Below are 12,030 nucleotides of genomic sequence, written 5' to 3'. Positions count from 1 at the left end.
CAGAATGCGAGCTTCGTTATTCCGACGTCATTTGGCCTTCATCTTGGGTTGCTACCGCCAACTGAACTCGATCTTCCATTTTTCTTCGCCGTTCCTCGGCCATGCGCTGGTCGGCTTCCGCATTGCCTCCCCACAGCCAATTGATTTGCCAGACGTGCCGCTGGGACGCGACTTGTTCCGGTTGCAAATGGTTCTCCCATTCCATCGGTTTATACGTGCCGAACACCCGATCCCACAAATCGAGCGCCATCCCAAAATTATGGTGCCACTGGTTATGGGCATGGTGCATGTAATGCACGGGCCGGGGCATCCAAAAGCAGCGTTTGGGGTTTTCATGTTGCAATTGGTGGCCAAAGGCGGACATAAAAATAAACGCATTGGCGCCGACCACCCAGCCAATTCCAGCGGACGGCGAAATCAAAAATGGCGGCCACATCAGCAGCCAGGCATATTTGAAGTAGTCCCAAAATTCCAACAACACGCCTTGTGCGGTGCCGCGGGCATGGTGCTCGCGGTGAGATTTGCCGGGCCCCCAGGTGATCACGTGCATCCAACGATGGCCCCAATATTCGACGAAGCTGGCGAAGACGAAGCCGCAGGCTGCCCATGCTGCGCCTATGCCAATGGCCTGCCAATCCATGTGGAAAATCCTTGCTCGCAAAGACAACGGCTGTCTTAACGCCCGCCAACGATGGCCTTTAGTTTACCTGCGCCGCGGAATTGAGAAAACAGCAGCCCAGGAATCGGCTTTTAGGTAACTCTTGCGACTATAGGATCACCCAGTTTCCAAAGAGTCTTGAAATCTGCTTGTATATTTGGCGTAATTTGGTCAGATACTTCCTTCGGCAATCGCAAGGTGACTGATGCCGGTCTGTGCCATATGATGTGGCCGCCCAATGCTCCAGCAATAATTAACCCAGTATAAAATGCGTTTCCAAAATCTACGTTCGTACGCAATGTTAAGCCATTGCGATACCGAAGCGTTTTTCCTTTCCCATTTGGGTAGTGGACCGAAGCGCCGACTTTGAATTTCTGCTCTGTCCCTTGCTTGGAAATTGGAACTGGCAGTGGCACTTGAGCTATACCAAATGCGGCAGGCTCGCAATGGATTTCGATACCTACGGCCTCGATTTCGGCTTTCATGAAGAGTTGACCGATTGGCTGGAGCGCAATGCGGCCCTCGCAAGGTTGATCCTGTTGGTTTTGAAATATCGCTCGAATAAAGCAGATTCCTTCCTCTGAAATGACATCGAAAACGAAGCAAAATCCTGATCGGTCAAAATACCTTCCCGCAGTCTCATATAAATAGTCGGGCACTTCGTCTGCCTGAAAGTGAATTACTAGAAATATAGCCAATACTAAGAAGCAGGCGACCGGCAAGGCAATACGCATGAACGAAGTTGTGGCCGTTGGCCGTTCGTCGAACCAAACTAATGCAGCTGCAATGCCCGCAATCATGATCGTCACAACGCAAATTACTTTGACGAACTCGCGCATTTACACCTCGGCTGAATCCAGCCGCATTGGTGGATGGTACTAAGTGCCAAACTGCTAAAGTATTGTTTAGCACGCAGTCCGGAACAAGATAAGAGGTTTTAATTGTCAACTTTTCCGATACGCAGCTTGATGGCTGCTGCTTTGGCCGGGCGCGACGGTCTGCCAAGTCCCGGTCGGATTGAATAATCGGGCCAGATATAAGATTTGGCCGGTGTGATAAGCGGCGTGGGTGAGCCCGCGAATTAGCGCTTGCTGGACGGTATGCGCTTCGCCACGGATGGTAATCGTTTTTCCGAGGTCGGCATCGTGAAGCGAGTGGAGAGTGCCAAGCAAGGCCGACCAGCCGGCTTCCCAGCGCTGCATGAGTGCAGCACGGGTGTCTTGCGGAGTGAGAACGAATTCCGAATCTCGATTGCGGGTAGACTTCTCACCGTCGGTCGAGAGAAAGTCGGTCCAGCGCGACAGCAAATTTCCGCCTAAATGTTTAACGATCAGTGCCACAGGGTTGACAACTTCACCGGGCTTACGGAAGAACGCGTCATCGGCCAGTTCCGCGAGTGCTGCATCGGCCAAGCGCTTGTGACGCTGAAAATCGTGGTTGATATCCGCGATGAAAGCATCCATGACACCCCTCCTGGGCTAATTAAATATGCAGCCGCCGTGTGGCCGCAGAAATGCTAAATCTTTGCCGCTTCGCCGCTGCGAACCTTGGTGACAGTGCGCTGGTATAAAGCGGAATATTCCCGCGCGCTGCGGCCCCAGGACCAATCTTGCTGCATGCCCTTGGCGACGATCTTACTCCACACGTCCGGTTTGGCGAACAAGCCCACGGCCCGGCGAAGTGTTTCACTCAAGGCGAAGGCACTGTAATCGTGGAAGCTGAAGCCCGTGGCCGTGCCGGCGGCCAAGGTTTCGTCGGTGGTGTTGGTCACGCTATCGACCAAGCCCCCCGTGGCACGCACGACCGGAACCGTACCATATTTCAGACTGTAAAGCTGGCTCAGACCACAAGGCTCGAAACGGCTGGGCATGAGGAACATATCTGCCCCGGCTTCGATGATGTGCGCCAACCGTTCGGAGAATTCGAATTTCACGGCGACTCTTTGCCGATGCCGCTGGGCCAGCGTTTGCAACTGTTCTTGATATTTCGGATCGCCGGTTCCCAAAATCACCCACTGCACATTGGTTGATTGCACCCATTCGGCAATGGTAGGCACGATGAGATCGATTCCCTTTTGCTCGGCCAATCGTCCTACAAACGCCACGATGGGAGCTTCGCTACTATCGCGCGGCAGGCCAAACTCCTGCTGCAGTGCAGCCCGGCATTTGGCTTTGCCTTCCCGAACGTTCGCCGGACCATACTTCGCAGCAATGTTGGAATCGATTTCCGGATTCCACTGCGAGTAATCAACGCCGTTAACAATTCCGCTAAGCACGCTCCGCCGCTGTTGCAACACGCCTTCCAGGCCGCAACCCAGCGGCGCCGTTTGAATTTCGTCCGCATAGCGCGGGCTAACCGTGTTGATGGCATCGGCAAACACCAGCCCGGTTTTGAGCAAATTCAAATTGCCGTAGAACTCCATTTGGTGCCAGTTGAAATACTTCCAATCCAGCCCCGTCAGCAGCATATCCCAATGCCAAAAAGTTCCTTGATACGACAAATTATGAACGGTGATGAGCGATGCCGCCCGTTGGAATTGTTTCGTTGCGCGATATTCGATTTTGTGATAAGCCGGCACCAAGCCGGTTTGCCAATCGTTGCAATGGAAAATGTCGACATCCAATTCCAACAATCGAACCGCTTCCAACACGGCGCGGCTGAGGAACACAAACCGTTCACAATTGTCGGGGTAATCTTTGCCGCCGATCTGATACAAGCCGTCGCGGTCGAAATAGTGTGGCTGTTCCACAAAATAAATGGGCACATCCGAGCCGGGAAAACGCCCGCGGAGCAGCCGCCCAGCCATTGCGTTACGGCCGATGGGAATATTCAGCGAAATGCCGGTCGGTTCAATCGACACGCCGGCCTGAAACACGCAGCGATACGCCGGCATGATGACGGCTACCTGGTGTCCCTGGCGCTGCAGCTCTAAAGGCAGCGCGCCGCAAACATCGGCCAACCCGCCGGTTTTGGCGAAGGGAACCGCCTCACTGGTGGCCAATACAATTCTCACGGCGTCCGTCCCGGGTGGCGCGAAGGAAACACGACTGGGCAACTAGAAAATATAGGCCGGCATTTGGCCTGCGTCGCGGGCTAAAGTAGCACAATCCTGGGGAAAATTGAACCCAGCTCGAGGCGCATGCCCGGCGATCGAAAAATCGCAATTCGGCGAACGGAATCGGCAAAAATCCGAGATTTTCATGGCCAATTGAACCTTAACCCAGGCTTGCGCCACTCAGTTCCCAGGGGAAGGCCGCTCGGCAAACCTCTCCGGCGGCACCGCATAGCGGCTTGATTTCGGCGCTGATAAAATGAGGTCTGGAATGGTTGGTTTCCTGCATTTATCTATGTTCCACTTGTCGGATGCCGCTGCGATGAACGATCTGGACGTGGGCCAAATCGCCGAGTTGTATTTGCCGCGGCTGCATCGAGCTGCCTTAATTCTGACCGGCAATCCGTGGGATGCTGACGACCTGACGCAGGAAGCCTTTTTGATTCTATCGCGAGAAATGTCTCGCTTCGGGCGTCGCAGCAGCATTTACACTTGGCTGTACGGAATTTTGTTGAATTTGGATCGCAACCGCCGGCGGCGCGGCGCTTTGCGACGAAACAAGCTGCGCGTGCTGTGGAACAGCGAAAGCAATGTTGAAAAATCGGCGCCACCGGCCGAAACCTCCCTAGAAGCCAGCGAATGGAAGCGCAGCCTGTGGAGCCTCGTAGCCGATTTGCCCACTGCACAAAGGCATGCCTTGGCCTTGCGCTTCAGCGCCCAATTGCCGTACGACGAAATCGCCGAGGTGCTCGGGTGCCCCGTGGGAACCGTTAAGTCGCGCATTTTTCACGGCGTGGCAAGCTTACGCGAAAAAATGTTGGCCGAAAATCGCTCCGGTACCGCAGTGAGGCAGCCGCAGCAGAAAGACGTGCATCATGCCATCTAAACCGCCGGAATCAGCCTGGAGAATTATCGATCCGGATTGCGCGGGTTCGGCCACAGGAAGTGCGGACGAACCAAGCAAACCGCTGGCGTGCTCTGTTGATGATTCGCTCTCCGACGATCTCACGGACGATTTGAAAGCAGTCGCCGAGCAATTGGTCGACGATGCGCAATTCTTGGCCGCTCGATACCCTGCTCGAACGTTCAACATGCCGGCCTTCGCGGCACCGGCCTCCTTGGCATCAAATTCTCAACCCGGCACGTGGTTTTCGTTCGGGAAAAAAGCGATTGCCGCGGTGTTATTGATCGCCGTCGGCAGCGTGGCGACAGTGGTGGCAATTCACTGGCAAGCACCGGATAGTGTTGCGAAAAATCACGTCGCCGGCGCCGTTATGCCCGATTTCTTCAATGAAATGAGCCCCCACGCAAATCCCGCCGACAGCTTAAATTTCGGCGTGCACGAAGTCGGCGCAAACATGGTTCCGCCTGCGCGAGCGAGTTTGAGCGAAGTGGAAATGCTGCAAATTCAAACGGCCGCCTTTGAGCAAGTCATCCGCAAGCTGCAAGATGAACTGGTTCGCCGCGACCAGCAACAAACTGAAATGCGGCAAACGCTCGACTTACTGCGGCAAGAAGTATCAGACCTGCGCCAGCGGCTCAACGAACCGCCGCACTCCGACAAAGCTAAATAGCGCTTACCGATTGGCTCCGGCAATAAATGCCGCCATGCGGTCTAAGCCATTTTCCAGATCGGCCATGCTGGCTGCGTAGGAAATGCGAATGTACCCTTCGGCCCCAAACGCCGAGCCCATGACCGTCCCCACGTTTTGCTGTTCCAACAGCGCCAAGCACCACTGGGCCGAATTGCTGCACTTTACGCCGCCGTAAGTGCCGCCCAAATGTTGTTTGATGTTCACGAAAGCATAAAACGCGCCGGCCATTTCGGGAACGCTAACGCCGGGAATTCGTGCCAGCCGGCTACGCACAAAATTCCGCCGCGCGGAAAATTCTGCGAGCATTTCGCTCACGCATTGTTGCGGTCCTTCCAGTGCCGCCACGGCCGCATACTGGCTGACGCTGCACGGATTGGAAGTTTGTTGGCTTTGCAAATCGCCCATCGCTTTGGCGACGTTGGCCGGCGACAGCGTCCAGCCAATTCGCCACCCGGTCATGGCGTACGATTTACTCACGCCGTTCACCACCACGGTGCGCTCCGCCAAGCCCGGGCGGACGGTGGGAAAGCTAACAAAGCGATGATTGCCATAAATGAGATGCTCGTAAATCTCGTCGCTCACCACGTACAGGCCGCGTGCCAATACAATGTCGGCTAGCGCGCCTAATTCTTCCGGCGTGTAAACGCTGCCGGTGGGATTGCTGGGCGAGCAAATCAACAGCATCGTCGTGCGCGGCGTGATTGCAGCCTGCAATTGGGAGGGCGTCAGTTTGAAATCGTTCGTCTCGGGCGTTTCCACAATCACGGGCTTGGCGCCGGTCAGTTTCACCAACTCCGCATAGCTGACCCAATAGGGGGCGGGAATAATGACTTCATCCCCGGGGTTGCACAAAGCGGCAAAAACATTGTGCAGCGAATGCTTGGCGCCGTTGGAAACAACGACCTGGGCAGGAGTGTAATCCACGCCGGTGCGCTCTTTGTATGATTTGACGATCGCTTTTTTCAGCTCCGCAATTCCGCTGGCCACGGTGTAATGCGTGTGGCCGGCCGCCATCGCGGCATCGGCTGCGGCGCAGATGTGCTGCGGCGTGTTGAAATCGGGCTCGCCCACGCTGAAGTCGTACACCTTTTTTCCAACCGCGGTGAGTTCCTTGGCCTTGGCGGCCATCGTTAACGTGGCCGAAGGCTCCAGGGCCGAAACGATCTTTGAAATCTGCATCCCCATGGGCGAAATCCTCGAGCTGCTTGAGCGAACGATGAAAAAATTACAATTCTTTGAAAACAACGTGCGCGCCGCAAGACACGACAATCATATTCGCCCCGCGGTTCGTCTCCAAGCGGTGAGCAAGTGGGTATTGCGCTGAGGAGCGGCGAAATGATGGCATTTCGTCGGTCGATACATCGCCAAATGGTCACAGCGAACCGTTTGCGGCAGACGCAGCGCACTGGAATCTTAATCGACGTGGCAACATTGCGCCGTGGATGCGACGTTGATGTTGGCACGAGATTTTTCCAAACTCGTATTGACGAATTTACGCGAATCGTGTTTCAATAGCGCCATCCGAGGGGAATGAGTTCGGCCAGCTTCAGACAATGGATCGACTGGCCGGCGCAGAGAATGGAAACGTCTCCTTTATTTGAAATTCACAGGGCCATTGAATTTGACTGTGTCAGAAGAACGGATCGTATAGTTGGCGGAACTGGCCTGAACCGGAGCACCCCAGGCTAAACCGCTTCTTTGTTTGCATGTGGTGCTCGTTTCTCCAGGAGCCAACACAATGGCAGCCAAGAAGAAAGCCAGCGCTAAAAAATCGAAACGCTCGCCCAAGAAAAAGGCCAGCAAGCGCTCGCACAAGCGAAAGAGCAGCCGGCGATAGGCAACGCCCTAGCGCGTTTGTCCTTCGCTTTATGATCTGACGAGAAAGGTCGGTCTGGGCCCCCGTGGCGCAGACCGACCTATTTTTTTCGCTGGCCTGCCCGCCTAAATGGCTCCAGACGCAACATTGACCGTACCCCTTGGGCATGTTAGAGTTGCGTGTAATGTAAAGGGAATTCTTTCGTAGGAGGGGACGAGAAACGCCCTTCTTTCAAGCTCCTCTGGCAGCAAATTTTTGTGACCGTGACGGCAACCAGTGTGCTGGATACATCGATCCGATTTGACCAGCTAAATCTTTCTTCCACGATGCTGGCGGCTTTGGCCGCCGCAGAGTATTCGCAACCTACGGCCATTCAGGCCGGGTTAATTCCACGTGCTTTGGCCGGCGTTGACGTGCTGGGTCAGGCCCGCACCGGCACCGGCAAAACCGCCGCGTTTGCCATTCCGATTTTGGAACAGCTCGACCTGGGGAAAAAACATTCCGGCCCACAAGCGCTGGTGCTGGTGCCGACGCGCGAGCTGGCAGTGCAAGTGCGCGAAGAAGTCGTCAAGCTGGCGCACGGCCGTAAAGCGCACGTTGTGGCCGTGTACGGCGGCAAGCCGATCCGCGCACAAATCGAAAAACTTCACCGTGGCGTGGAAGTGGTCGTCGGCACGCCGGGCCGAGTGCTGGACCATTTGGCCCGCGGCACGTTGGAGCTGCGCGATTTGAAAATCGTGGTGTTGGACGAAGCCGACCGCATGTTGGATATCGGCTTTCGCCCCGATATTGAAAAAATTCTTCGTCGCTGTCCGCAATCGCGACAAACGCTGTTGCTTTCGGCCACGGTGCCACCGCCCGTGGAACGGCTGGGCAAGCGTTACATGCGCGATCCGGAAATTTTGAATTTCTCGCCCAAAGACGTGGCGGTGGAAACCATCGAGCAATTTTATTTCACCGTGGACGCCAATCGCAAATTTGAACTGTTGGAAAAACTGGTCCAGCGCGAACAGCCGCGGCAAGCAATTATCTTTTGCCGCACCAAACGGGGCACCGAAAAAGTTTACCAACGGCTTTCCAAAAAGCTTTCCGATGCCGCCACCATTCACGGCGATTTGCATCAGGGAGCGCGCGACCGAGTCATGGCAGCCTTTCGCGCCGGCGAAGTGCGCTACCTCGTGGCCACCGACGTCGTCGGCCGCGGCATCGATGTTTCCGGCATTTCGCACATCATCAATTACGATTTGCCCCAGTTTTGCGACGATTACGTGCATCGAGTCGGCCGGACCGGCCGCATGGGGCGCGAAGGCGTGGCCTATTCCTTCGTTACGCCCGAGGAAGGAAGCGAGCTGACACGCATTGAAATGCGCATCAACCGCTTGCTGAAGCGCGACGACATGCCCGGCATTTCGACCGTCGGCAAACCAGCCGATACTTCGGGCATTCCCTCCCATAGCGGCCCGGTGGAATGGAAACCCGGCGGCTGGGGCGGCGCCAACGCTGCGGAGGATGCAGCCAGCGCTCCGGAAAAAAATGCCGAAACAATTGCCGATGCGCCGTCGACTCCTGCTGCTCCGGCCCGCCCGGCCGGCAAGCGCTATCGCCGGGCGCTATAAGCTGGGGCAGCCGTTGTAAGCTGGGACGGCCGCTGAATTATTGTGGTCTTCACTCGGCCGCGCGAATCAGTTGAATCAATACCGAGCGATGGCAGCGGCTTTCATCTTCGCAATAGCAGCCAATGGCGATCGGCGTGTGACGGCTGATGGCCGCCAGCAACGCAACGGTGTGCTTCGCCTCGGGTCGCTGCATTTCGGCCCGGTAGGCGCGAAAAAATTGCTGCGGCGTTTTTTTACCATCTTTGTAGGCGGCCAGCAGTTCTCGGCTGGGCGCCACAAGCGGAAGCCACACGTCGAACAGGTTGCGGCGGGTGTATTCACGCTTAGGCAAGCCCCGCGGCAACAACCGCACCGTGCCAATGCGCAAGCCTTCGCTCTTTTTTCGCGGCGAGCCAATTTTGTAGGTGACAACGTGCGCAGCCATGGCGGTTTTAGGCGGCATTTTCCGTTTTGCTTAAACGTGTTAGAACTGGGCCATGAGCCGCATCAGGCGGGAATTACAATAAGTATATGAGTTCGAAACAGCGGCGCGGCTAAGCAAGCCGATTTCAGACACTATTATATGATTTCCCGAATCTGGTTCGCCAGCATCGCCGTGGGTTTTTGCCTGAGCGCCTTGGGCAATCCGGGAAGGCTTGCTTCCGCGCAAGATGTTAGCAGCGCAAACGGCCGTCAAACACAACCGCCGCTGTTCGGCCAGCTCGATGAAGCCCAGGTCCGCGCCGCCGGCATTCGGAAATTGGAAAGCCGGCGATTGGTGTTGTACACCGATTTAGCCAGCACGCCCGACGTGGACGAATTGCCGCAAGTGTTCGATCAAGCTTTCGATTTGTGGTGCAAATATTTCGGCCTCGATCCAGCACGTTACCCCGATTGGAAAATGCGAGCGTCGGTCATCGACAATCCCGCGCGCTTTACCGAGGCCGGCCTCATGCCTGCCGACCTACCCAAGTTCCTCAACGGTTACACCCGAGGTCATGAATGTTGGCTGTATAACCAAAGCATTCCCTACTATCGCAGTCATTTGTTGTTGCATGAGGGAGTGCATGGCATCATGTTTTCGTTGCTGGGGAGTCACGCGCCGCCGTGGTACATGGAGGGAATGGCGGAACTGCTGGGCACGCACCACTGGCAGAACGGAAAGTTGGAGCTCCCTTACTTCCCGAAAAAAATAGGTGACGTGTCCGGGCTGGGTCGGATAGAGCTTGTGCAGAAAGATGTGGCCGCCGGCCTCAACAAGCATTTAAGCGATGTCATGGCGTACGACAATCTCGCCCACTTGCACGTGGAGCCGTACGCCTGGTCGTGGGCGGCGGCCGCATTTTTGGATGGCCATCCCAAATATCGCGACAAATTCCGCCAAATGCAGGCTCGGCTGAAAACACGCAATAACTTCAATGCGGAATTAGTGTCTGCCTATGGCGACGAGTTTCCACAATTGGAACAGGAATGGAAAGTGTTTATCGCCGATTTAGATTACGGCTACGACTTTGCCCGCACCGCACTTAACTTTATGCCGGGCGAACCCCTGGGCTCGCAACCGCGTCATGTTACGGTGCAGGCCGACCGCGGCTGGCAAAATTCCGCGGTGCGATTGGAAGCGGGGAAAACCTACAAACTAGCCGCCAGCGGCCGGTTCCAGGTGGCCAACGATCCCAAACCGTGGATCAGCGAACCAAATGGCGTTTCCATTCGTTACATTCATGGGCGGCCCATGGGCGTGCTGCTGGCGGCCGTCTATGCCAAAGATTCCACCCACCAGGAAAATTCGTTTGCCAAACCGCTGGTTGTCGGTTACGGAACCACCATCACGCCAGTCGAAACCGGCACGTTGTTTTTACGCATCAACGATTCCTCGGGCGAGCTAACCGATAACGCGGGCCAAGTGGAAGTGAACATTACCATGGATTGACGATTGGCGCCGCCAGGCGGACAATTACTCGTCATTGAATTTTACACCGTCCATCCCGCATCGAACAAATTAACCGCACCGCATTCCATACTCCCATGCCACTCCTTGAACCGCACATGAATTTTGTCGAACAGGAAGATCCCGAGGTTTGGGCCGCCATCGATGCCGAAGCCCAGCGGCAACAAGACGGCCTGGAAATGATTGCCAGCGAAAACTACGTGAGTCCGGCGGTCATGCAGGCGGTGGGCAGTGTGCTCACCAACAAATATGCGGAGGGTTATCCTGGCAAGCGCTACTACGGCGGCTGCGAGCATGTCGATGTGGTGGAAGAGCTGGCCCGCAATCGCGTCAAACAACTATTTGGCGCGGAGCACGCCAATGTTCAGCCGCACTCGGGAAGCCAGGCAAATTTCGCCGTGTATCTTTCGGCCATCCAGCCGGGCGACACGGTGTTGGGCTTGGATCTGGCTCACGGCGGCCATTTGACTCATGGCATGAAGCTGAATATTTCCGGCATACTGTATCACTTTGTTCCTTATGGCGTGACGAGCGACACCAACCGGCTGGATTTCGATCAAGTGGCCCGACTGGCACGCGAACATAAGCCCAAGCTAATTGTCGCCGGCGCCAGCGCGTATCCGCGGGAAATTCCGCACGGAAAGTTTGCTGAAATCGCCCGCGAAGTGGGCGCAAAGCTGTTCGTCGACATGGCCCATTACGCCGGGTTGGTGGCGGCCGGATTGCACGATAATCCTGTGCCAGTGGCCGATTTTGTCACCAGCACGACCCACAAAACACTGCGCGGGCCGCGCGCCGGTCTCGTTCTGTGCAAATCGCAATACGCCAAAGATGTCGATCGCAGCGTTTTCCCTGGCCTGCAAGGCGGACCGCTGATGCACGTGATTGCGGGCAAGGCCATTTGTTTTGGCGAGGCGCTGAAGCCGGAATTCAAAGTTTATGCCCAGCGAATTATTGATAACGCCAAAGCACTGGCCGAGGCCTTGATGAAAGAAAACCTGCGACTCGTTAGCGGCGGCACCGACAACCATTTGATGTTAGTCGACGTCACCAGCCTGGGCATCGGCGGCAAGTTGGCCGAAACGGCGCTCGACAAGGCGGGCATCACCGTGAACAAAAATATGATTCCTTACGACCAGCGCAAGCCGATGGATCCCTCTGGCGTGCGCATTGGCACTCCGGCCCTTACCACCCGCGGCATGGGTCCGGACGAAATGCGAACCATTGCCGCCTGGATACTCCGGGCTTTGCGCGCGGCCAACGACGAGGCCAAGCTCGCCGACATCCGCGGCGAAGTGAGCGAGCTGTGCCAACAGTTTCCCGTGCCCGCCGCACGGTTAGGCGCAATATAAAGCCGCGACCA

Annotated in this window: 12 protein-coding genes; 6 read left to right on the top strand and 6 right to left on the bottom strand. The window is 56.1% G+C overall.

Translation table 11 applies throughout. The annotated features are described in order from the left end of the window. Positions 1 to 16: 16 nt before the first annotated feature. From VFE46_19475 to glgA, 4 genes are all read right to left on the bottom strand, one after another. Complete coding sequence (locus tag VFE46_19475) at positions 17 to 640, bottom strand: sterol desaturase family protein (GenBank protein HZZ30188.1); 624 nt, start codon at positions 638 to 640, stop codon at positions 17 to 19. 110 nt (positions 641 to 750) lie between these two features. After that, positions 751 to 1,497, bottom strand: a complete 747-nt coding sequence (locus VFE46_19470) for a hypothetical protein (protein ID HZZ30187.1) — start codon at positions 1,495 to 1,497, stop codon at positions 751 to 753. 105 nt (positions 1,498 to 1,602) lie between these two features. After that, positions 1,603 to 2,121, bottom strand: a complete 519-nt coding sequence (locus tag VFE46_19465) for a DinB family protein (protein ID HZZ30186.1) — start codon at positions 2,119 to 2,121, stop codon at positions 1,603 to 1,605. Positions 2,122 to 2,174: 53 nt separating this feature from the next. Then, positions 2,175 to 3,671, bottom strand: coding sequence for a glycogen synthase GlgA (gene glgA, locus VFE46_19460; GenBank protein ID HZZ30185.1), 1,497 nt, complete (start codon positions 3,669 to 3,671; stop codon positions 2,175 to 2,177). 334 nt (positions 3,672 to 4,005) lie between these two features. Between glgA and VFE46_19455 the strand changes: the two genes are divergently transcribed. Beyond that, a complete protein-coding gene (locus VFE46_19455; GenBank protein ID HZZ30184.1) occupies positions 4,006 to 4,596 on the top strand; it encodes an RNA polymerase sigma factor in 591 nt (196 codons plus the stop codon). Then, a complete protein-coding gene (locus tag VFE46_19450; GenBank protein ID HZZ30183.1) occupies positions 4,586 to 5,284 on the top strand; it encodes a hypothetical protein in 699 nt (232 codons plus the stop codon). The genes VFE46_19455 and VFE46_19450 overlap by 11 nt, the downstream gene beginning before the upstream one ends. Before the next feature lie 3 nt (positions 5,285 to 5,287). Here VFE46_19450 and VFE46_19445 read toward each other — a convergent pair whose 3' ends face one another. Beyond that, entirely contained in the window at positions 5,288 to 6,490 is a 1,203-nt protein-coding gene (locus VFE46_19445; GenBank protein HZZ30182.1) for a pyridoxal phosphate-dependent aminotransferase, read from the bottom strand. On the opposite strand from VFE46_19445, the gene VFE46_19440 reads away from it, so the two are divergent. Continuing rightward, on the top strand, positions 6,489 to 6,629 hold the full coding sequence (locus tag VFE46_19440) for a hypothetical protein (GenBank protein HZZ30181.1): 141 nt from the start codon (positions 6,489 to 6,491) through the stop codon (positions 6,627 to 6,629). The genes VFE46_19445 and VFE46_19440 overlap by 2 nt on opposite strands. A gap of 755 nt (positions 6,630 to 7,384) precedes the next feature. Further along, the gene (locus tag VFE46_19435; GenBank protein HZZ30180.1) at positions 7,385 to 8,737 is read left to right on the top strand and encodes a DEAD/DEAH box helicase; all 1,353 of its coding nucleotides are present in this window, start codon (positions 7,385 to 7,387) and stop codon (positions 8,735 to 8,737) included. A gap of 49 nt (positions 8,738 to 8,786) precedes the next feature. On the opposite strand, the gene VFE46_19430 is transcribed toward VFE46_19435, so the two are convergent. Next, positions 8,787 to 9,179 (bottom strand): DUF488 family protein, encoded by a 393-nt coding sequence (locus VFE46_19430; GenBank protein HZZ30179.1) that lies wholly within the window; start codon positions 9,177 to 9,179, stop codon positions 8,787 to 8,789. A 120-nt stretch (positions 9,180 to 9,299) separates the two neighbouring features. Between VFE46_19430 and VFE46_19425 the strand changes: the two genes are divergently transcribed. Then, positions 9,300 to 10,649 carry a hypothetical protein gene (locus VFE46_19425; GenBank protein HZZ30178.1) on the top strand — a complete coding sequence of 450 codons (1,350 nt, stop codon included), beginning with the start codon at positions 9,300 to 9,302 and terminating at the stop codon, positions 10,647 to 10,649. A 116-nt stretch (positions 10,650 to 10,765) separates the two neighbouring features. After that, positions 10,766 to 12,019 (top strand): serine hydroxymethyltransferase, encoded by a 1,254-nt coding sequence (gene glyA, locus VFE46_19420; protein ID HZZ30177.1) that lies wholly within the window; start codon positions 10,766 to 10,768, stop codon positions 12,017 to 12,019. Positions 12,020 to 12,030: the final 11 nt, after the last annotated feature.

It is taken from the genome of Pirellulales bacterium, assembly GCA_035656635.1.
Classification (GTDB): Bacteria; Planctomycetota; Planctomycetia; order Pirellulales; family JADZDJ01; genus DATJYL01.
The sequence above is the reverse complement of the archived record's forward strand: the minus strand, read 5'-3'. Positions and strand labels throughout refer to the sequence as shown.